The 21,759-nt window shown below is 58.6% G+C and carries 18 protein-coding genes; 7 read left to right on the top strand and 11 right to left on the bottom strand.

What is annotated here, in order from left to right; genetic code table 11:
* Positions 1-26 precede the first annotated feature (26 nt).
* The 3 genes from BM069_RS02355 to BM069_RS02365 all read left to right on the top strand — a co-directional run bounded on the left by BM069_RS02355 (position 27) and on the right by BM069_RS02365 (position 3,815).
* Positions 27-1,835 carry an ABC-F family ATP-binding cassette domain-containing protein gene (locus tag BM069_RS02355; RefSeq protein ID WP_093319746.1) on the top strand — a complete coding sequence of 603 codons (1,809 nt, stop codon included), beginning with the start codon at positions 27-29 and terminating at the stop codon, positions 1,833-1,835.
* A 146-nt stretch (positions 1,836-1,981) separates the two neighbouring features.
* Positions 1,982-2,956 (top strand): DUF808 domain-containing protein, encoded by a 975-nt coding sequence (locus BM069_RS02360; protein WP_093319749.1) that lies wholly within the window; start codon positions 1,982-1,984, stop codon positions 2,954-2,956.
* Positions 2,957-3,035: 79 nt separating this feature from the next.
* Positions 3,036-3,815, top strand: coding sequence for an acyl-CoA thioesterase (locus BM069_RS02365; protein ID WP_093319752.1), 780 nt, complete (start codon positions 3,036-3,038; stop codon positions 3,813-3,815).
* Here the strand turns inward: BM069_RS02365 and BM069_RS02370 are convergent.
* From BM069_RS02370 to tkt, 3 genes are all read right to left on the bottom strand, one after another.
* Positions 3,812-4,567 (bottom strand): lysophospholipid acyltransferase family protein, encoded by a 756-nt coding sequence (locus BM069_RS02370; RefSeq protein WP_170846652.1) that lies wholly within the window; start codon positions 4,565-4,567, stop codon positions 3,812-3,814. The genes BM069_RS02365 and BM069_RS02370 overlap by 4 nt on opposite strands.
* 151 nt (positions 4,568-4,718) lie before the next feature.
* Positions 4,719-5,270, bottom strand: a complete 552-nt coding sequence (locus BM069_RS19610; protein WP_139216120.1) for a hypothetical protein — start codon at positions 5,268-5,270, stop codon at positions 4,719-4,721.
* 64 nt (positions 5,271-5,334) lie between these two features.
* Positions 5,335-7,356, bottom strand: coding sequence for a transketolase (gene tkt / locus BM069_RS02375; RefSeq protein ID WP_093319758.1), 2,022 nt, complete (start codon positions 7,354-7,356; stop codon positions 5,335-5,337).
* A 271-nt stretch (positions 7,357-7,627) separates the two neighbouring features.
* Here tkt and BM069_RS02380 point away from each other — a divergent pair, with 271 nt between their 5' ends.
* From BM069_RS02380 to BM069_RS02390, 3 genes are all read left to right on the top strand, one after another.
* Positions 7,628-8,389: a hypothetical protein gene (locus tag BM069_RS02380; RefSeq protein WP_093319760.1), complete on the top strand. Its 762-nt coding sequence runs from the start codon at positions 7,628-7,630 to the stop codon at positions 8,387-8,389.
* Complete coding sequence (locus BM069_RS02385; protein ID WP_093319762.1) at positions 8,389-8,772, top strand: cell division protein ZapA; 384 nt, start codon at positions 8,389-8,391, stop codon at positions 8,770-8,772. Before BM069_RS02380 ends, BM069_RS02385 begins: the two co-directional genes overlap by 1 nt.
* 151 nt (positions 8,773-8,923) lie before the next feature.
* Positions 8,924-9,454, top strand: a complete 531-nt coding sequence (locus BM069_RS02390; RefSeq protein ID WP_093319765.1) for a cytochrome b — start codon at positions 8,924-8,926, stop codon at positions 9,452-9,454.
* Positions 9,455-9,543: 89 nt separating this feature from the next.
* Here the strand turns inward: BM069_RS02390 and grxD are convergent, their stop codons facing one another.
* The 8 genes from grxD to BM069_RS02430 form a co-directional block, all read right to left on the bottom strand.
* Positions 9,544-9,906, bottom strand: a complete 363-nt coding sequence (gene grxD, locus BM069_RS02395) for a Grx4 family monothiol glutaredoxin (protein ID WP_093319767.1) — start codon at positions 9,904-9,906, stop codon at positions 9,544-9,546.
* A 90-nt stretch (positions 9,907-9,996) separates the two neighbouring features.
* A complete protein-coding gene (locus BM069_RS02400; RefSeq protein ID WP_244503503.1) occupies positions 9,997-10,266 on the bottom strand; it encodes a hypothetical protein in 270 nt (89 codons plus the stop codon).
* A 75-nt stretch (positions 10,267-10,341) separates the two neighbouring features.
* A complete protein-coding gene (locus BM069_RS02405) occupies positions 10,342-10,578 on the bottom strand; it encodes a BolA/IbaG family iron-sulfur metabolism protein (protein WP_093321245.1) in 237 nt (78 codons plus the stop codon).
* Positions 10,579-10,652: 74 nt separating this feature from the next.
* Positions 10,653-11,168, bottom strand: coding sequence for a hypothetical protein (locus BM069_RS02410; RefSeq protein ID WP_244503504.1), 516 nt, complete (start codon positions 11,166-11,168; stop codon positions 10,653-10,655).
* Positions 11,169-11,183: 15 nt separating this feature from the next.
* A complete protein-coding gene (purL, locus tag BM069_RS02415) occupies positions 11,184-13,343 on the bottom strand; it encodes a phosphoribosylformylglycinamidine synthase subunit PurL (protein ID WP_093319775.1) in 2,160 nt (719 codons plus the stop codon).
* Positions 13,344-13,430: 87 nt separating this feature from the next.
* On the bottom strand, positions 13,431-14,522 hold the full coding sequence (locus BM069_RS02420; RefSeq protein WP_093319779.1) for a BamA/TamA family outer membrane protein: 1,092 nt from the start codon (positions 14,520-14,522) through the stop codon (positions 13,431-13,433).
* Positions 14,523-14,539: 17 nt separating this feature from the next.
* Positions 14,540-16,825: a mechanosensitive ion channel family protein gene (locus BM069_RS02425; RefSeq protein ID WP_093319781.1), complete on the bottom strand. Its 2,286-nt coding sequence runs from the start codon at positions 16,823-16,825 to the stop codon at positions 14,540-14,542.
* Positions 16,826-17,113: 288 nt separating this feature from the next.
* Positions 17,114-18,019, bottom strand: a complete 906-nt coding sequence (locus BM069_RS02430; protein ID WP_093319783.1) for a LysR family transcriptional regulator — start codon at positions 18,017-18,019, stop codon at positions 17,114-17,116.
* Positions 18,020-18,200: 181 nt separating this feature from the next.
* Here BM069_RS02430 and BM069_RS02435 point away from each other — a divergent pair, with 181 nt between their 5' ends.
* Positions 18,201-21,614 (top strand): indolepyruvate ferredoxin oxidoreductase family protein, encoded by a 3,414-nt coding sequence (locus tag BM069_RS02435; protein ID WP_093319786.1) that lies wholly within the window; start codon positions 18,201-18,203, stop codon positions 21,612-21,614.
* Positions 21,615-21,759 lie beyond the last annotated feature (145 nt).

The raw sequence follows: 21,759 nt of genomic DNA on the forward strand, positions 1-21,759 counted from the left end.
TGCGCGTGGCGGGCTAGCGCAACGGCATGGCACGTATACCTCTTTTGCAGATGAGCGATATTTCCCTGACGTTTGGCGGGGATCCGGTTTTTGATCAGTTGGGCCTTGTGGTGCAACCCGGTGATCGGGTGGCGCTGGTTGGGCGCAACGGGTCGGGAAAATCCACGTTGATGAAAGTCATGGCCGGACTGGTGGAGCCAGACCGCGGCGAGATTGTGGTGCCCGCGGGGATTTCTGTCGGTTACATGGATCAAGATCCTGACATGTCCGGGTTTTCCACGCTTGGGGAATTTGCCTCCGCGGGGCTGGACCCGGGAGAGATGTACAAAGTCGAACGGGCTGGCGAGGGGTTGAAGTTTGACCCCGAGAGGCCGGTTGAAACGGCTTCGGGCGGAGAGCGTCGGCGCGCGGCCTTGGCACGCTTGATGGCGGAAGCGCCGGACTTGATGTTGTTGGACGAACCGACAAACCACTTGGACATCGAGGCGATTGCCTGGCTCGAAGAGGAGCTTAAGGCGACGCGCGCGGGCTTTGTTTTGATCAGCCACGATCGTGCATTTTTGCGTGAGCTTAGCCGTGCAACCCTTTGGATTGACAGGGGAATGGTGCGCCGGCAGGAGAAGGGATTTGACGATTTCGAAGCCTGGCGTGATAAGATTTGGGACGAAGAGGATACCGCCCGTCACAAGATGGATCGCAAGATCAAATCTGAGGCGCGGTGGGCTGTGGAAGGCATTTCCGCGCGGCGGAAACGCAATATGGGGCGTGTGCGGGCACTTAAGGATTTGCGGGCCGAACGGGCGTCGATGATCCGGCGTCATGGCGCGGCTGGCATGGAACTGTCGGCAGGGCCGAAGTCCGGCAAAAAGGTGATTGATGCGAAAGGCGTGGCCAAGAGTTTTGGCGACAAGCCCATCGTTCAGAACTTTTCTTTGACCATTCAGCGCGGTGATCGTGTGGCCTTTGTCGGACCCAATGGCGTGGGCAAAACCACCGTGATCAAGATGCTCATGGGCGAAGAGGCGGTGGACGCAGGCACTGTAGTGCTGGGCACGAATCTGTTGCCGGCAGTGTTTGATCAGGCGCGTGCGCAACTGGATCCGGACATGACGTTGTGGGACAGCCTGACGGGGGATCCGGATATGCGGGTGTCCGGCAAAGCGGATCAGGTCATGGTGCGGGGTCAGCCTCGGCATGTGGTTGGATACCTTAAAGAATTTCTATTTGATGACCGGCAGGCAAGGGCGCCTGTGCGGTCGCTGTCGGGTGGGGAAAAAGCGCGTTTGCTGCTGGCAAAGCTGATGGCGAAGGAGAGCAATCTTCTGGTCATGGACGAGCCGACAAACGATCTGGATGTGGAGACACTCGATCTTCTGCAAGAGTTGTTAGATGACTATGATGGCACCGTGCTGTTGGTGAGCCACGACCGCGACTTTCTGGATCGTGTGGCGACCACGACGGTGGCGATGGAAGGCGACGGGCGGGCGACTGTCTATGCGGGTGGTTGGTCGGATTACCGCGCGCAACGCCAGCCGGATGAAGAAGATAAAAAGGCTGAAAAAGCAAAACCTAAGGCGGAGAAGATAAAGCAAGAAAAGTCCCAAAAGGAGGGGCTTAGTTTCACCGAAAAACACCGTCTTGAGGCTCTGCCTGGTGTGATGGAACGCCTTGAGGCGGAGATTGCCAAGCTGGAAGAGTTTATGGCGGATCCCGAGCTTTTCACCAAAGAACCGGTCAAATTCCAGAAGGCCACGGAGGCGCTGGTGGAGCGCCAGACGGCGCTTGCAGAGGCCGAAGAAGAGTGGCTGATGCTTGAGGAAAAGGCCGAGGGATAGCCCGTCGGTAAAACGTCGGTATTTGGTCGGTATCGTGTCGGTGCCTGAAGGCGTGCGAGGCGGGGTTGGCTTGCCGGTGATCGCGCCTTGATTGTTTGGGCGCGACAAGGCAGCCTGCGGGCACGGGCTGGACTTGGAGAGATGTGATGGCAGGTGGATTGCTGGCGCTGCTGGATGATGTGGCGGCGATTGCCAAGGTGGCAGCGGCCTCGATAGACGATGTGGCCGCGCAAGCGATGAAGTCGGGTGCCAAGGCAGCCGGAGCGGTGATTGACGATGCAGCGGTGACTCCGAAATACGTGCAAGGCTTTCGAGCCGAGCGCGAATTGCCGATCATTTGGAAAATCGCCAAAGGGTCCATCAAGAACAAGCTGCTCATTCTTTTGCCTGCCGCGCTTTTGCTGGCGAATTTTGCGCCGTGGTTGATTTCGCCTCTGCTGATGATCGGCGGAGCGTATCTGTGCTTTGAGGGAGCGGAGAAGGTTTTTCACCTTTTTGTGCCGCATGACACACACCACGATGATGCCGCCGACGTGCCAGATGATCCAGCTCATCTGGAAGAGGCCAAGGCCGCGGGGGCGATCAAAACCGACTTCATCCTGTCTGCGGAAATCATGACAATCATTCTGTCGGCCATTCCGGAAAGCAATTTCTGGTTCGAGGCGGCGACGCTGGCCATGGCGGGCGTGGGCATCACGGTGGCCGTTTACGGGTCTGTGGCATTGATTGTGAAGGCGGACGATTTTGGTCTGGTGCTTTACGCCAAGGGGCGCCTTGCGGCGACGCGGGCCTTTGGCAAATGGCTGGTGCGGGCGATGCCCGGTTTCATGAAGTTTTTGACGATCGTCGGCACAGCGGCAATGCTGTGGGTTGGCGGATCAATTGTGGTGCATGGGTTGGAAGAGCTGGGCTTTGGCTGGCTTGGGCATCATATCCATGATTGGGCGCATGTGGTTGGCCTTATGGTTCCAAGCGACTGGATGGCTGCGGTGGAGTGGATTGCCAAGGCGGCGATGGACGGGGTCTTTGGGCTGGCGCTCGGGTTTGTTTTGATCCCTGTCGCAACCAAAGTGATTGGTCCGGTGATTGCCAAGTTGACAGGCAAAGAGGCGGCGCACTGAGGGCTGTGACGGCGCGTCAGTGGTGTTGCGGGCGCCTGTTGGCAGCATAGTCTGGGGGAAACCGGTAAGGGGGCCGCAGATGACAACCACTTTGGCAGAATTTCTGGAACACGCAGAGGTCGGGCAGGATGTCCCGACAAACTGGGCACAGGGGCGGACGGCCTTTGGCGGCTTTACGTCGGCTCTGTTGCTAAGGGCCGCCCTTGGCACCAGTGCGGACTTGCCGGCGTTGCGCTCGGCCATGATCAACTTTACGGCGCCGGTGACCGAAACGCCGGACATGGCGATCGATGTGTTGCGTCAGGGGCGAAATGTGACCACGCTGGATGTGAAGGCGCGGGTGGCGGGCAAGGTTGTGGCCTGTGGTGTCTTCTCCTTTGGTGCGTCGCAGATCAGCCATGTCTCTGATGGATTGCCCGCAGCGTCGGTGCCGGTGCCGGAAGAGGCCGAGTTGATGATCCCTGAGGGACGAGAGGCGCCAGCGGCGTTTTTCAACAATTTCGAGGTTCGGCTGATTGAAGGCAACCGTCCGTTTGCCGGCGCGGCGCGGGGGCATGTCCGCATCTGGGCGCGGCACAGGGATCGCGCCAGCTGGTCGACGCCAGAGGGGCTGATGTGCCTTGGGGACGTTTTGCCTCCGGCGATATTTGTGAAGGCGACCAAGCCGGGGCCGAATTCGTCAATGAACTGGATGTACAATGTGGTGCGCGAGGACACGTCGACGCGGGATGGCTGGTATATGCTGGAGACCGATCTGAGCGCGGCGGAGAACGGCTATAGCTCGCAGGTGATGCGCATCTGGAACAGCGATGGTGATCTGCTGGTGGATGGCATGCAGGCGGTTGTGACCTTCGTCTAAAGGTCGGTGGTAAGGTCGGTGACTTCGCCGGTTTGCGCGTCATAGGCGGCGGCCATTGCGGCGCGCAGGCGGGCGACGCAGGCGTCGGTGTTTTCGTCGGCCCCAAAGTGCATCTGTGGCAGGATGTCGATGTGGATCGTGCCTTTGAACGGGAAAAACTTGCCGCGTGGCAACAGTTTATCGGAATGGCTGATCACAAAGGGGCGCACGGCGCGGCCGGTTTTTTGCGCGACCAGAACCGCACCGGCCTTGAAGGGCGGCAGGCCGGGTTTGGTGGCGCGGGTGCCTTCGACAAACAAGATCGGCGAGCGGCGTTCGGGCATGTCGGCCACGGCCTCGGTCAGGGAGGCGAGCGCGTCGCGGCCTTTGGAACGGTCGATTTTCAACAACCCCGCCCCGTCAAAGCCGCGTTTGAGGAGTGCGGCTTCGCAGAGCTCTTTCTTGGCGCCGAATGTAACCCATTTTTCGTCGGGGATCACATGCAGCATGGAAAAGCCGTCCAGATGGCTGCGGTGGTTCACAGCGATGACGGAGTTGGTGTCGGTGCGCAGCGCTTCGCGGGCCTCATCCGAGATATCGACGTCGACATCGAGGAACCACAACAGCCACGAGCAACTGCGCGACACAGTGCGCCAAAACCAGCCGCGGAAACCAGGGCGTTTGCCGCAGAGTGCCGGGATGAAGGCCACGAAGAGGAAGATGAACGGGCCGAGCAGGACCAAGAGGCAGCGCTTGAGGAAAGTGGCGAGCATAGGAGTGGTCCTGTGGCGGGAGGCTTTGCGGCCTCGGGATAGTCTGTCTCTGCCACATAGAGGCTTACGATGGGTAAAGATAGGGGGAATTGGCGGAAGGGGCCGAGGTCGGGAGACAGGCCGTTGACACCCGTTTCCCGAGGCCAGCGGATTAGGGTTTCCAGCGCCGCGGCGGTTGGTTTGCCCGCACAGGGAAGAAGGCTGCGAACATGCCTTGTTCTGAATAGATGATCCGGTCCTTGCTAAACACCGTGTGTCGGTGTGCATGGGCCTTGTAGGAGCCGTAACCGACTGCGTTGGATTGATACACCACCTTGAGGTCAACGCGTTTGACCTCACCTTCAAAATACTCTCCACCCATCACGCGCTTTTTGCGCCCGACGCCAAATAGGTTGTCTACGTCAATTGTGAAGCGTCTTTTTGGATTGTTGGCGACAGTGCAGACCAGACCGTCGGCCGCAGGGAAGCCGGACAACTTGTAGGTCACATTTCGGCCGCTGCCTTTCTTTGTGAGTGAGCCGTGCCCGTTGAGTTCAGCGCAGGCGATGTCCCAAGGGAAGCGTTTGAATTCCACTTTGAATTGCCAGCTTTCAGGCGGGTAGTTGGCTTGAGGCTTGTTGGAATGGATGTTTTGGGCATTTGCGATGCCGCAAAGGGCAAAGAGGGCGAGGACGGAAAGTAGGGACTTTTTATAGAGGGGCATGGAAACTCGCATAGAAAAAGGGCGCCGCAAGCGACGCCCTTTGCTTAGCAGTTTTATTCTCAGATCACAGCAGAGCTTTGACCTTGTCGGCAACATTCGCGGCGGTGATGCCGAATTTTTCGAAGAGCTCACCAGCCGGCGCGGAGGCACCGAAGCTGGCCATGCCGACGAAGTCGGATTTGCCAGCGCGGGCGCGTTCACCCAAGAGCCATTGATCCCAGCCGCCAGCGCGCACGGCGGCCTCAATGCCGACGCGGACCGCTGCGCCTGCTGGCAGGACTTTGCGGCGGTAAGCCTCATCCTGTGCCGCAAACAGTTCCATGCAGGGCATGGAGACGACGCGGGTGCCGATGCCTTCGGCTTCGAGCAGCTTTTTGGCTTCCATCGCGGTTGCGACCTCGGAGCCTGTGGCGATCAGGATGGCCTGACGCTTGCCTTCGGCCTCTGCCAGCACATAAGCGCCTTTCTCGGTCAGGTTGGCCAGCTTGTGCTCGGTGCGCAACGTTGGCAGGTTCTGACGGGTCAGGGCCAGCACAGACGGGGTTTCTTTCGCAGTCAACGCGATTTCCCAAGCCTCGGCGGTTTCCACAGAATCTGCGGGGCGGAACACATAGGTGTTCGGGGTCGCGCGGCAGATGGCGAGGTGTTCGACCGGCTGGTGGGTCGGGCCGTCTTCGCCCACACCGATGGAATCGTGGGTCATCACGAAAACGGTGGGGATTTTGCTCAGCGCGGCCAGACGCATCGAGGGACGCGCGTAGTCGGTGAAACAGAAGAAGGTGCCGCCGTAGGGGCGCATGCCGCCGTGCAGCGCCATGCCGTTCATCGCTGCGGCCATGCCGTGTTCGCGGATGCCCCAGTAGATGTAGCGACCTTTGCGGTTGTCGGTGTCAAATACACCCAGATCGCCGGTTTTGGTGTTGTTGGAGCCGGTGAGGTCAGCGGAGCCGCCAACAGTTTCGGGCATGATCGGGTTGATCGCCGCGAGCGCCATTTCAGAAGATTTACGGGTCGCAACGGAGGGCTGCTCTTCGGAAATTTGCTTTTTCAGGGCTTTAACGGTGGCGGAGAGCTTTTTCGGGGCATCCAGAGCGTAGGCGCGGTTGAAGCGGTCCTGTTTCTGCTTGGAAGCTTCCGCAAAGCGGCCTTCCCATGCTTCGCGATCCGCAGCACCGCGGGTGCCGATGGCTTCCCACTGAGCTTTGATGTCGGCGGGGACCTCATAGGCGCCACCGGTCCAGCCGTAGAGCTCTTTGGCGGCGGCGAGTTGCTCGGCGTCGGTCAGCGCGCCGTGGCCTTTGGAGGTGTCTTGGGCCGCGTGGCCGATGGCGATGTGCGTTTTGCAGGCAATCATCGACGGCTTTTTGGTTTTCTTGGCGGCTTCGATCGCAGCGTCGATCGCTTCGGGATCGTGGCCGTCGATTTCCTGCACGTGCCAGCCGGACGCCTTGAAGCGTTTGACTTGATCGGTGCGGTCCGAGAGTTCAACGGTGCCGTCAATCGTGATGTTGTTGTTGTCCCACAGAACAATCAGGTTGCCCAGCGAGTGGCGGCCTGCGAGGCCGATAGCTTCTTGCGAGAGGCCTTCCATCAGGCAGCCGTCGCCGGCAATCACGTAGGTTTTGTGATCAACGATCTTGCGGCCGTACTGTGCGCGCTGGATTTCTTCGGCCATGGCGAAACCCACGGCGTTGGCAATGCCCTGACCCAGCGGGCCGGTGGTGGTTTCCACAGCGTCCAGCAGGAAGTTTTCAGGATGGCCCGCAGTCAGCGCGCCCATCTGGCGGAAGTTCTTGATCTGCTCCAGCGTGACCTGTGCGTCGCCCATGAGATAGAGCAGCGAGTAGATCAGCATCGAGCCGTGGCCTGCAGACAGGATGAAACGGTCGCGGTCGGGCCAGTTCGGCGCAGCGACGTCAAATTTCATGTGCTTTTCAAACAGCACGGTGGCCACATCGGCCATGCCCATCGGCATGCCGGAGTGACCGGAGTTGGCACCAGCAACGCCGTCGAGCGTTAGGGCGCGGATGGCAGTGGATTTCATCCAGTGGTCGGGGTTCTTTTCGCGCAGGGCAGCGATATCCATGAGGCAGCTCCAAAATAGGCCAGGATGGGGTTAAGCGCTCAATACCAGTGATTGGGCAAAGTGCAAGCGGCGAGGTGGCCTGAAAGGTGCCTGACGGGGCGTTTGGGGGCGTTATTTTGCCCAACGGGGCATGATTTCGTAAAAATCCCCCGCCGCGGGTGCAGGTGAAATTGATTCAATCGCTGACAAGGTGTGGCGCGTGCAAAAAGAACGTGTCAAAGTGGGTGTTAACGACAAGGATCAGAACGATTGACGACGAGGGACGAGGCACATGAGTGACATCAGCGACCTGGAAAGCAGATTGAGCGCCGCGCTTGAACGCATCGGCGCCAAGGTTGCCGATTTGGGTACGGCCCCGACCGAGGTTTCGGGGGAGGGGTCTGGTGACATGAGCGCAGAGGTCGAAAGCCTGCGTCGGTCGCTGGAAAACGAAGCCACAGCCACGGCACAGCTTGAGGAGCGCCTGCGGGCCGTTACTCAGAAGCAGGAAGACGCGGAAGCGGCTTTGGCGGCTGCCGAAAAGAAAGCCGCAGAGGCGGCAGCCGAGGTTGAAGGGCTGCGCAGCACGGTGGATGCGGACAGCGAGGCCAATGATGAAGCGGATGCTCGGATTGACGAGTTGACCACTAAGGTGGCTGAGCTTGAAGCGGCGCTGGAGGTGGAGAAATCCGCTCGTACAGTTGCAGAGGCCGATGCCGAGGCGGCCCGCAGCGCGCTGGCGGCGGCTGGCGCGGGTGACGGCGGTGAAGCTTTGGCGGCCAATCGCGAAGCGATGGAGCAAATGGCACAGCGCCTGCGCCGCATGCGCCGCATGAGCAAAGGTGTTCGTGAAAACAACGAACGTTTGCGGGCTGTGGTCGAAGAGAAGGTTGTGGATGCTGGTCTGATCAACGACGCGCTGAAAGCGGAGATCGACAGTTTAAAGGCGCAACGTGAGGCGGAGATTGCGGAGGCGGATGTGATCCTGACCGGATTGGCACCGATGCTGGCGGTGGCGCCGCCGCAGGATGCTGCGACCGAGGAGGATGCATAATGCCTGAAGTACAAATCGAAATTGGCGGCCGCGTTTTTGAAGTGGCCTGTCAGGAAGGCGAGCAGCATTTCCTTGAAACAGCGGCCAAGATGCTGGACGCGGAAGCAAGCGTTCTTGTGAGTCAGGCAGGACGTGTTCCGGAAGCACGCATGCTGTTGATGTCGGGACTGATGCTGGCGGACAAAACGGCGGGCGTGGAAGACAAGCTGCGCGATGCCGAGGCCAAGCTGGCGGCTGCACAGAAAGAGATTGATGCGCTGAAGGCCGCTGGGCCGGAAACCGTCGAGGTGGCACGGGTGCCGGGTGAGGTGACTGATACGTTGTCTGAATTGGCCGCGAGGGCCGAAGCGCTGGCGGAGTTGATTGAAGAAAAAGCCGGATAGCATTTCCTGACTGTTTTAGGCAGAAAGCCGCTCCTGTTATTGTACAGGAGCGGTTTTTCTTTTCATGAGGCGACGGAAAGACTAGGGCACGCACGTATTACACAGGTATGGCGGTGTTGGGCCGCAGGAATTCGAGTTTTGGAGGCCGGAAATGGCACAGGAAATTACTGGGTATGACCGTGTTTCGCGGTACAATCATTGGGTGGTTGCGGTTTTGATGATTGGCTTGCTGGCCAGCGGGCTTGCCTTGGATATGTTTCTTGCGGACGCGGCAAAGGGGCCGGTGCGTAATGTTCACAAAGCGGTTGGCGTGATTGTTCTGGTGCTGGGTGTCTGGCGCGTGGGCTGGCGGTTGATGCAAGGCTTTGCTGCGCCGCTGCACAAGGATTGGCAAGCAAAGGCGGCGCACTGGGCGCATGTGATTTTGCTTGTGGGCATTGTGGTGATGCCTGTTTCGGGTGTGGTGATGAGCTATTTTGGCGGGCATTCGATTGGGGTGTTTGGCCTGTTTACCATCCCCGCCGGACCAAAGATTGCCGTGTTGAACGAGATTGGCGGGGCCGTGCATAGCGTCATGGGCAAAGTGATGATTGCGACGGTGCTGCTACATGTGGTGGGCGCGATCAAGCATGTGGTGATTGATCGCGACGGCACGATGGCGCGCATGACGCGCGGAGTATAAGTGTGCCAGTTCCGGCCCATTGGGTCGGGTCAAATGAAAAAAGCCCCGCTCGATCCGGCGGGGCTTTTTCGTGGAATTCTGATGTCTGCTTAAGCGTTGGCTTCGCGGATTTTGTCGGCTGCGTCTTTGTCAAAAGCCACGCCATTGTCGGCGAACATTGTGTCTAGTTCGGAAGACAGCACCATTTCGGTGATGATGTCACAGCCGCCAACGAATTCGCCCTTGATGTAGAGCTGCGGGATGGTGGGCCAGTCGGAATAGTCTTTAATGCCCTGACGCACGCCTTCGTCGGCCAGCACGTTCACGTCGGTATAGTCGACACCCATATAGTTCAGCACGCCGGCCACGCGGGAGGAAAATCCGCACTGGGGCATGTCTTTGGTGCCTTTCATAAAGAGCACAACGTCGCTGGCTTTGACGGTTTCGTCGATCTGGTCTTTTACATCGGTCATGTCGCGTTTCCTTGTGACGGCGGGGCCGTGATTGGGTTGCCCATCATATAGGGAGATTTTTTAGAGAATGCCACTGTTCGGGGCTGCGGGTCACTTTTGCTTGGTGTCGGGGACAAACAGTTTGGCGTAGTCCTGCGGATCCTTGGGGATTTTCCATGTGGTGACGTTGCCGCCGCCCATGCCGGATTGATAGTCCGAGCGCAGGGTGTGGTGGTCGGGGTCACTGTCGTCTTGCTCTATCGGGTCGCGGTTGCGGCCGTAAAAGGCCAGCGCCGCTCCCATGGCAATCACGCCGAAAATGAGAAACCCTAGGAAATCCATGGCGTTAGCTCCGAACTTTGGCGGGTTTGCGCGCGGCATGGCGATGCGCTTCTGTGGCGGTGGCAGCCACCACAAGCAAAACCAAAACGCCTATGCCAAGCAACGCGTAGCCCATCAGTCTGGCGCTCGGGTGGTCAGGGCGAGTGCGTGCAATTCGGCGTCAGAGCCGTCCATTTTGCCCTTGAGAGCCGCATAGACAGCGCGTTGCTGCTGCACACGGTTTTTGCCGCGGAAGCTTTCGTCCACGACCATGGCCGACATATGTACACCGTCGGTGCCGCCGATTTCGATTTCTGCGTCCGGGAAGGTCTCGCGCAGGAGTTCTTCGATCTGGTGCGGGTTCATGGGCATCTTGATGCGTCCTTTGATTTGCGTCTTGTGAAAAATGTAGGCGCGCGGCGCGAGGTCTGCAAGCGAGATCAACGCTATGCGACGTAAGGCGCGAGGGAGCGCACGAATGTCGGCACATCGGCCAGCGCGTCCTGCACTTGAGCATCTTCAAAGGCCCAGATCGACTTCGGATCGTCGGGGCAGAGGGCGGTTATTTTGGCGGTCAACTCCATTTGCACCTCGGGCGGCAGTGGCAGCTTTTGCGCCTCAAGCAGGATGGCGAGGGCCTCGTGGATCGGACGCAGCACGCGTAGGGCGTGGGTCATGTGGGTCAGAAGATCGGGGTCGTCGCGCCATGTTTCGCCGTCAAAGAGTTCCTGCGTCACACGCTGCCCTGCACCGGCGCAGGAGTAGGCGATGCAGCCGCCAAAACCGCGCGATTTCAGGCTCGCGTGGATGGTGCAGTCAAAACACGTGTCAGAGAGATTAGGGCAGGGCGTGTCGACGTCTTTTAGGATGGCGAAATCTTCGTCTTCCTCAAATGGATACGCCACGCAGCAGAGCGCTGCGCAGCGTGAGCAATCGTCGGTAAGTGCCGGTAAGTTGGGCACTTTTTGACCCATGGCTTAGGCGACCGCTGCGGCGAAGCTGCTGCGGAAGGTCTCGGAGAGTTCTTCCAGAGTAGCCTCGGAGCTGCCGAATTTCACGGTCTCGCCGGTGAAGCGGCCCACTGAGGTGATCGGGATGCCTGCTTGCTGCGCGTTGATCATGAGCGCTTCGGCTTGATCGAAGTTACAGGCCACGAGATAGCGGGCTTGGTCTTCGCCGAAGAGGGTCGGGGTGTCGTCCATATCGAGGTGCACACCAACGCCTGCGGCTTCGGCCATTTCAAAGGCTGCGAGGGCGAGACCGCCGTCAGCCAGATCGGTGCAGGCTTTGATCAAGTCGCGGTTTTCGCGGACAAATTCGCCGTGCTTGAGTTCGGCGGCAAGGTCCACATGCGGCGCGTCGCCGTCTTCGCGGTTGAAGACTTCGGCCAGCAGGGCGGATTGGCCGAGGTGGCCCTGGGTGTCGCCGATGACCATGGCGACGTGACCGTCGCGCACTTCGCCCAAGATGGGTTCTTCGCCGGCGGCGATCAGGCCAACCGCGCCGATGGTGGGCGTGGGCAAGATGCCGGAGCCGTCGGTTTCGTTATAGAGCGACACGTTGCCCGACACTATGGGCATGTCCAGCGCTTTGACCGCTTCGCCGATGCCTTTGATCGCGCCTACGAATTGCCCCATGATCTCGGGCTTTTCGGGATTGCCGAAGTTCAAGTTGTCGGTGGTCGCCAGCGGCTTGGCGCCGACAGCAGAGAGGTTGCGGAAGGCTTCGGCCACGGCCTGTTTGCCGCCCTCGGTGGGGTTGGCTTTGACATAGCGCGGCGTCACGTCAGACGTGAAGGCCAGTTTCTTGTCGGTGCCGTGCACGCGGATCACGCCGGAGCCCATGCCGGGTCGCTGGGCGGTGTCACCCATGACGGTTGTGTCGTATTGCTCATAGACCCACTGTTTGCCGGCGTAGTTCGGCGAGGTGATCAGGCCCTTAAGGCCATCAATGGCGTCGATCTGAGGCACGTCTGCGAGTTCTTCGGCGGCAGGTGTTTCCACCCACGGACGGTCGTATTCCGGCGCGCGACCAGAGAGCGGCGAGAGCGGCAGGTCGGCTTTGACTTCGCCGTGGTGCAGGATCAGGAAGCGGTCCTCGGCGATGGTTTCGCCAACGATGGCGAAGTCGAGATCCCATTTGGCGAAGACGGCGCGGGCCTCGGCCTCAAGCTCGGGGTTGAGGACCATCAGCATACGTTCCTGAGACTCAGAGAGCATCATTTCGTAAGCCGTCATGTTGTCTTCTCGCTGCGGTACGTCTTCGAGGTTGAGTTTCACACCCAGTTTGCCTTTGTCGCCCATTTCCACAGCGGAGCAGGTCAGGCCAGCGGCGCCCATGTCCTGAATGGAGATCACGGCGCCGGTCTGCATCAGCTCCAGCGTGGCTTCCATCAGGCGCTTTTCGGTGAAAGGGTCGCCAACCTGAACGGTGGGGCGTTTTTCCTCGATTGTGTCGTCAAATTCTGCCGATGCCATGGTCGCACCGCCAACGCCGTCGCGGCCGGTTTTTGCGCCCAGATACACAACGGGCATGCCGATGCCGGAGGCGGCAGAGTAGAAGATGGCGTCAGATTTCGCGAGGCCTGCTGCGAAGGCGTTCACGAGACAGTTGCCGTTATAGGCGGGGTGGAAGCGGACTTCGCCGCCCACGGTCGGAACGCCAAAGCAGTTGCCGTAGCCGCCGACGCCTTCGACCACACCGTTCACAAGCTGTGTGGTTTTGTGGTGGGCCGGTTCGCCGAAGGACAGTGAGTTCATTGCGGCAATCGGGCGGGCACCCATGGTGAAGACATCACGCAAAATGCCGCCAACACCCGTGGCGGCACCTTGATAGGGTTCGATGTAGGACGGGTGGTTGTGGCTTTCCATTTTGAAGACCACGGCGTCGCCGTCACCAATGTCCACGATACCGGCGTTTTCACCAGGACCACAGATCACCTGCGGGCCTTCGGTGTGCAGGGTGCGCAGCCATTTCTTGGAGGACTTGTAGGAGCAGTGCTCGTTCCACATGGCAGAGAAGATGCCGAGTTCTGTGAAAGTTGGCTCTCGTCCGATGATTTCGAGGATCAACTCGTATTCGTCAGGTTTCAGTCCATGAGCTTCGATAAGATCGGTGGTGATGGCCGGTTCCTGCATGTCGCGAGAGTCCCCAATTTTGATAGCAGCGTTTGGGGGGCTTTTAAGACAGGCAGGCCCAAAGGGGAAGGGGGTAGGAAAGGAACCTTAGAAACGTTGGCCGACGTAGATATAAAGTATGTCCTCGTGTTCGTCATTCACGGACATGTCGACGGAAAAAACGGCTTTGAATTTCTTTGAGAGTTGAAAGCGCAGCCCGAGTCCGCCAGCACTGCGCAAGGGTGACGAAAACAGTGAATCAAAGTCTGGTCCGGTGAGGCCCACGCCCGCGAATGCCACTGCGGAGAAGCGGCTGCTCAGATCTTGCCGGAATTCGACTTGGGCGGAGAGCAGTGCGTCATCAAGGTAGCGGGTTGCGCTGAACCCGCGAAAGGCGTCTGTGCCGCCCAGAGAGCATTTTTCAAAGAAGGGCGCGTCTGATGCCGAGCGGCAGGCCGCCGCGCGATAAGCAAGACTGTTTGATGGGCCTAAAGGTTGATAGCCTGTGTAAAGTGCGGATGCTTTTGTATAGGAGCGATCGGATTGGTTCAGAATTTCTCCGTAGGAGAGCGTGGCGTTGATCAGGTGGCCTGTACGCGCCGAAAACGTGTCGTCGCGTGTATCCCATTTGGCGAGCGCAGACAGCACTCCCATTTCAAGATCAGTGTCAGGTAACGGAGGAAAGCCGCCGGAGGTGGCGTAGTCGATGGTTGTTTCCAGGTACCTCAGGCCTGCGCCGACGTGGAGTTCATCTGTGAGACCATAGAGTAATGTGGAATTAAACAGATGACCGTCCTGCCGAATTGGAACCGCCAGGTTTCCCAGATAGAGATCATAGAAAAGATCGGCCTTGCCTGCGGCGACGCTCAGTTGCCATTTGTTTTGCGAGAAAGCCAGATTTCCCATCAAACCAAAGGCGGAAGACCCGTTTTCGCTGCGCATAGCGCCAAGGCCGAGGATGGATGTGTCGCTGGATTCGTCGAGTTGAAACATGTATCCGCCGCCGAGCGCGAGGCCTGCTCCGATCATTGCGTTTTTGAACGGAATAGGTGCGGCGACAAAAGAGCCCCGTGTAAAGCCCAGATCGTCGTCGTTGGCGGCTTTCTTCAAGGCGACGTTCAGGTCTTCCGGTGAGGCAGCGAAAACCGCTGCGCTCGAAAAGAAAACTGCAAGAACGGCCTTTGTGATGTGTTTCAACATTACTTTTCGTTCCCAGCTTAATCCGGCCCTTTGGCCGGCGCGCCTCCCTCGACAGCTTGCTCTTGCGCTGCCTGGGTGGCCGCAGCGGACACTGCTGCCTTGTCGGCGTTGGAAAGATCCTCATGTTCGCCGCCACCAATGGCCACGCGCACCTCGCGGCGGGCAAAATCGATTCCTGCGGCTTCAAACTCGGCTTTGACGCGGTTGTAGATTTCCTTGCGGATCATGAACTGCTTACCGGGTTTGGCCATGAACTTGCCACGGATCACCATGCCGACATCGTCGATGTCAAACACGCCCTGAGACTTGAACGGTTGCAGGAAGTCGTCTTTGAACAGTTCGTCCTGAAGCATTTCCTGACCGATCTTTTTAAAGATCTTCTTGACCTTGTTGGGATCGGTATCAAAGGGCACGGTGAACTTGAGTTTCATGATCACCCAGTCGCGGGAATAGTTTGTGAGCTTGGGGATTTCTCCGTAGGGGATGGTGTGAACCGGTCCGCGGTGGTGACGCAGTTGCATGGAGCGGATGGAGATTTTCTCGACCGCGCCCATGGTGCCGTCGATTTCCACGTATTCTCCGGTGCGGAAGGCGTCATCCACAAGGAAGAAGACGCCCGACACGACATCGGTCACAAGTTTTTGCGCACCAAAGCCGATGGCCAGACCGGCGATACCGGCACCGGCCAGAAGTGGAGTGATGTCGACACCAAGGTTGCCGATCGCGAGCAGTGCAAAGATGACGATGATAGTGCCTTGGGCCGTGACCAGCGCCAGCGGCAGGACGGTTGAGAGGCGGGATCCGCCGCCGCCGCCCATTTCGTCGCCGCCTGCGTCCTCTTTGGAGAGGCCGAGCGCTGTGAATTCCGCCGCAAGCCGACGGTTGATCCAGAGGCTGACCGCCTCATAGACGACGTAGCCCACGATCACGGTCATGGTGAAGCTAAAGAGGTTGTCGCCAATGCCTGCGCGGTCCTGCAGAAGGCTGAGGAGTGACAGGTTCCATGTTTTTGCGATCATCGACAGGACGATCCCGAGGGCGACCACGCGGCCGATGCGCACATAGCTGCGTTTGGTGGCCACATAGGCTTCTTCGGCGACGGGGCCTTCGCCTTGCATGGGTGGCACCAGGTGCCGCACGAGGCCGCGAATGGCGGTGTCGATCACCGGTGTCATCAAGAGCAGGAACATCGTGGAGTAGTGGGAGCCACCCACCAGAAGCTCGACTTTGTTCATGCCAATCAAGGTGGAGACAATCACCCACATGGCCCCTGCGACCGCGATGGCGAAATAGGGATAGCCGCGAGCCATCCATTCGTCGAATTCGGTGTTGTCAGGGTCAGTGCCGCGCATCATGTCGCTGAGGCCCTCACGGGCGGTCCATGCGATATAGGCGATATAGAGATAGACAAGGCTGTCGATCCAGAACCCGATGCGGGTTTCGCCGGGTGGGATGCCATTGTCGCGGTTAAAGGCCACGATGAACAAGGTCATGCCACCCAGCAGCATCAGGCCGGTGATGTGGCGGTGGATGAATTTGGCCCAGGTGTCAGAGACATTCACAAGGCGCAGGTCCGAACGCTCTGGTGCCATCATAAAGCGCGAGAAAGCGGCGGCCACGCGCGGCATCCAGATGAGATAGCCGACGAAGGGCGCCACAAAGATCAGATCATTGGCGTCAAACACCATACGGCCGATTGTACGCACCGTGACGTAGAAGACGATCAGGCCGAAGATTTCACGGAAGAAGCGTTTAACCAGAAAGGTCAGGGCCTCTCGCAGGGAATGGTGCGGTTCGCTTGGATCGGGGTTGCGGATTTTCACGAGCCATGTGCGCACCGCGAATTCGACGGCGAAACCGATGGCCAACACCAAAGCGATCAATCCGAACAGGGTCAGGACGCCGCTTGCGCCACCGTTGCTGGCGGCGAAGTTGGACATGGCCTCAAACTGTTTCGGGAAAAGGATGGGCAGTTTTGCCGACGCATCCAGAAGCTGGTGACTGAACGCGAACCAAAGCGTTTTTGCGGTCTCAAGGATAGATTGTGGTTGTTGGTCCGGCGTTTCCTGCAAGGCGACGGCGTCCAGACGATCCAACAGGAGTGCGCGGACGTCATCGTCTGACATGCGCGCAACCATGGCGTTGATGGCGTCGGGGGTCATTTCTTCGGGGGCAATGGCCTCGGCCTCTCCGGAAGAAGAGGACGTGACAGAGGTCATCGGCAAAGTTTGAGCCACAGGCGTCTGGCCTGTCATCAAGAGGGTTGCGGCGACGAGCAGCAAAACCTGGAGCAATCGCGTCATAGATACTATCCGGTTTGTAAAAAGTGTTTTCTGTACAGTCCGGATTTAAAGGGGCTGCGTCAAGCGAGCTGAACATGTCTTTGAGGCGTGCGTTGATCTTGCCGCGCTGGATTGGGCAAAAAAAAGGGCCGAGCGATAAGCTCGGCCTTAGTCCAACAGGGAGGTATGAAGATGATGCGCTCTTAAGCACTCACCGTCTTCGAGAGTTGAATTAGTAGTCAGTTTTGAATCGTTCAAGAGATATCATGTCGCAATCGCAGCATGCCCGCTATGCGTGAATTGCATAGCTCAGGAATTCTCTTTCTGACTCAGTTGTTTGCGGTGTGCGATGATCTCTTCCTGGACGAAGTCGCGGAAGGCCGAAATGCGCTTGGATTGGCGCATTTCTTCCGGATAGGCCAAGAAAACAGGGATTTCCGCGCTCTCGCTGTCGGGCAAAACACGGGTCATATCCGGGAAATCCTGGATCACGTAGTCGGGCAAAACACCGATGCCGAGATCGTGGATCACCGCCTGAAGCACGCCAAAATAGTTGTTCACGTAAAGCATCGACGTGACATTATTCGCGAGCAAAGTTTGCACATAGGTTGCGCCGGCGCCGACCTGTTCGGAATTCAGGTTCTGGCAGATCAGCCGGTGGTTAGTGAGGTCTTCCTGAGTTTCCGGTGTGCCGTGTTTTGCCAAATAGGAGGGCGTTGCGTAAAGACGCATGCGCACGCTCATCAGGCGTTTGCGGATCAAGTCGGCCTGCGACGGCTCTTTCATGCGAATGGCAACATCTGCCTCGCGCATGGGCAGGTCGAGCACTTTTTCTTCAAGCATCAGGTCGATGTTGAGATCGGGATATTTCTCATAGAGATGGGGCAGGCGCGGAGCGAGCCAGAGGGTGCCGAATCCGATGGTGGTGGTGACACGCAATTCGCCGAACACTTCTTCTTCGCTATCGCGGATACGGGCTGCGGCGGCATCGAGGCGTTTGTTCATTGAACTGGTCGCGTCAAACAGCAACTCGCCCTGTTCGGTGAGAATCAGGCCACGGGCGTGGCGGTGGAACAGGGTGGTATTAAGCGATTCTTCAAGCGCGCGGATTTGGCGGGAGACCGCCGATTGAGACAGGTGCAACACATCGCCAGCGTGGGTGAGGCTCCCGGCGTCAGCAACCGCGTGAAATATTCTGAGCTTGTCCCAATCCATTAGGTAACTTTCTTATCTGTTCTTTGCTCGTTTCGTAACGCTTGCAAATATTGCCTGCAAATTCAGACCATAAGGAAAAATGTGAAAAGGTGCATCTCAAAAAATATTTGCATAGGTCAGAATTTGTGACCTATTATCGCGTTAGTATGGGAGACGTACCGTCCAGCGAGGGGAGCGCAAGATGAGTATTCAGAAGGTTTCGTTGAATGACCGTTTGGATTTGGAAAAACGGCATGTGCTATTGAATGGCACGCAGGCGCTCGTGCGGCTGATGTTGATGCAGAAGGCCCGCGACAGCAAAGCGGGGCTGAACACTGCAGGTTATGTGACCGGATACCGTGGCTCGCCGCTTGGCGCGGTCGACAGCCAGATGATGCGGGCCGAAAAAGAGCTTAAGGCCAGTGATGTGCTGTTTCAGTCGGGTCTGAACGAAGACCTTGCGGCCACGCAGCTGTGGGGCAGCCAGCAGGCGGAATTGCGCGGTGAAGGCAAGTTCGACGGCGTTTACGGGCTTTGGTATGGCAAAGGTCCGGGTGTGGACCGCACCGGCGACGTGATGCGCCACGCCAATATGGCGGGCACTTCGGAACATGGTGGTGTTCTGATGGCCATGGGCGATGACCACACGGGCGAAAGTTCCACTGTATTGCATCAGTCCGAATGGGCTTTGGTGGACGCCTATATGCCGGTGGTGTCACCTGCGGGTGTACAGGAGATCATGGATTACGGCCTTTATGGTCTCGCGCTGAGCCGGTTTGCCGGTGTCTGGGTCGGACTGAAGACCATGAAAGACACGATCGAGGCGACGGCAGTGGTGGATGGTGATCCGCACCGGTTGCAGTTTGTCACGCCGGAGTTTGAAATGCCTGAAGGCGGGCTGAACATCCGGCTCAACGACACGCCGCACGCGCAGGAAGCGCGGATGATCGACTACAAACGCTTTGCTGCCGAAGCGTTCAGCCGTGCCAACAAGATGGACAAGCGCATGTGGGGCAAACCCGGTGCAAAAATCGGTTTTGTTGCTGCGGGTAAGAACTGGCTGGATCTTGTGCATGCGATGGACCTGTTGGGCATCGATGAGGCCGAGGCGGAGCGTCTTGGCATCACCACTTATAAGGTCGGCCAAACCTTCCCGATGGACATGACCACGTTCAACGAATGGGCCGAGGGGCTGGAGTTGATTGTTGTGGTGGAAGAAAAGCGCAAACTGATCGAAGTGCAGATCAAAGAGGCAATCTTTGACACGCGCGGTGGTCGTCGCGTTTATGGCTGGTACAAAGGCGGAGCGGGCCTAATGGGCCGCGAGGAGCTGTTCCCGACGCGCGGGGCGCTTGATCCGATCATGATCGCCGAGAAGCTGGGCGATATTCTGGTGGAAGAGGGTCGCGGCACCGACGGGGTGAAGGCAGGCATGAACGCGCTTAAGGAAGCGCAGCGGGCGGACAACGCCGAAGATATTGCGGTGCGCACGCCGTGGTTCTGTTCCGGCTGTCCGCACAATACCTCTACCAAAGTGCCCGACGGCAGCCGCGCGTATGCGGGGATTGGCTGTCACTATATGGTGCAGTGGATGGATCGCGAGACCACAGGTTTCACCCATATGGGCGGCGAGGGCGCGAACTGGATCGGTGAAGCGCCGTTTTCCAAGACCAAACATGTGTTCCAGAACCTTGGCGATGGCACGTATAACCACTCCGGCGTGCAGGCCATTCGCGCCGCGCTCGCGGCGGGCACCAATATCACCTACAAGATCCTGTTCAACGATGCGGTGGCAATGACCGGCGGTCAGGCGAATGACGGCAATCTGAGCCCGCAGAAGATCGCACAGGAACTGGCCGCGATGGGCGTTGAGGCTCTAGCGGTGGTGTATGATGAAAAAGAGGATGTGAGCGAAAGTCTGTTCCCGTCAAATGCCGCGTTTTATGAACGTTCTGATCTGATGAATGTTGAGAAAAGGTTTCGTGAAATCAGTGGCGTAAGCTGCATTGTTTATGTGCAAACCTGCGCGTCCGAAAAACGGCGTCGCCGCAAGCGGGGGCAATTCCCCGACCCGGACCGTCGTGTGTTCATCAACACAGATATCTGTGAAGGTTGCGGCGATTGCGGTGTGCAGTCCAACTGTATTTCCATTGAGCCGGTGGAAACCGAACTGGGCCGCAAGCGCAAGATCAACCAGTCGAGCTGTAACAAGGACTTCAGCTGTCTCAACGGGTTCTGTCCGAGCTTTGTGACCGTGGAAGGGGCCAAGATCAAAAAGGCGGCGACGGCAACACTTGAATTGCCAGAAATGCCGATGCCCGCGCTTAAGAAGATCGACGGCACGCACAATGTGGTGATCACCGGCGTTGGTGGCACGGGTGTTGTGACGATCGGCGCGATCCTGTCGCAGGCGGCGCAGATCGACGGCAAAGCGGCCGCGATGATGGAGATGGCGGGGCTGGCCCAGAAGGGCGGTGCTGTTCATATCCATTGCCGTCTGGCGGAAAGCCCTGACGCGATCAGCGCAGTGCGTGTAGCAACCGGTGAAGCGGACGCCTTGATCGGTGGCGATCTGGTGGTCAGTGCGGGGGCCAAGACCCTTGGTTTGACCTCTACAGGGCGTACGGGGGCTGTTGTGAACAGCCATGAAATCATCACGGGCGCCTTTACGCAGGACACCGAATTCAAGCTGCCGACCGGCCGTCTTGAGGTGGCGTTGCAGGCGCGTCTGCGTGAAGAGCTGTCGTTGTTTGATGCCTCGGAACTGGCCCGCGTTGTGATGGGTGACAGCATCTTCTCCAACATGATGGTGTTTGGCGCGGCGTGGCAGAAGGGACTTGTGCCGCTGAGCCATGACGCGATTGTTGCGGCGATTGAGTTGAACGGGGCGGCTGTGGAGCGCAACCTGCGTGCGTTTGAAATCGGGCGTTGGGCGGTGCTTTATCCGGCGGAGGCGGCGGGTATGCTGTCGCCGAAAGTGGTCGAGAAGCCCAAGACACTGGATGAGCAGATTGCCTTCCGCGCTGATCATCTGGTGAAGTTTCAGGACGCAAAACTGGCCGCGAAATACCAAGCGCTGGTGGCGGGTGTGTCTGACCTGCGGCTCAAAGAGGCCGTGGCGAAAGGGTATCATAAGCTCTTGGCCTATAAGGACGAATACGAGGTTGCGCGCCTGCACCTTGAGACGCGGGCAAAGGCTTCGGAGGTCTTTGAAGGCGATTTTGCGATGAAATATCACCTTTCGCCGCCCCTGTTGGCGAAAGAGGGGGCCAACGGGCGTCCGGCAAAGACGGAATACGGAGCCGGTATGGCGCGTATGTTCCCGATTTTGGCCAAACTCAAGTGGCTTCGCGGTACGGCGCTTGATCCGTTTGGTCGCCATCCGGAGCGCAAGATGGAGCGGGCGTTGATTGCGCAATATGAGACCGATATGGCCGAGGTGATTGCGCAATATGGCGACGCCGCGCCAGAGGCAGCTGTGGCGCTCGCGGAACTGCCGCTTGAGATTCGTGGCTTTGGCCCTGTGAAGATCGAGAACGAGGCCAAGGCAGCCAAGCGACGCGAGGCCTTGTTGGCGGAATTGAGTCAGGGGCCGATGGCAACGGCGGCTGAGTAAAAATGAAAGGCAGCGCCCGACTTTGAGTTGGGCGCTGCGCAAGCTACTTTCGCCCCAACACGGGGCGCAAAATCCACAGTTTTCCATCGGCGGTCCAGCAAGGGTTAAAAAACTGTCGCACTCCTGTCATACGCTCGGGCAACCA

It is taken from the genome of Shimia haliotis (genome assembly GCF_900114415.1).
Taxonomy (GTDB): domain Bacteria; phylum Pseudomonadota; class Alphaproteobacteria; order Rhodobacterales; family Rhodobacteraceae; genus Shimia; species Shimia haliotis.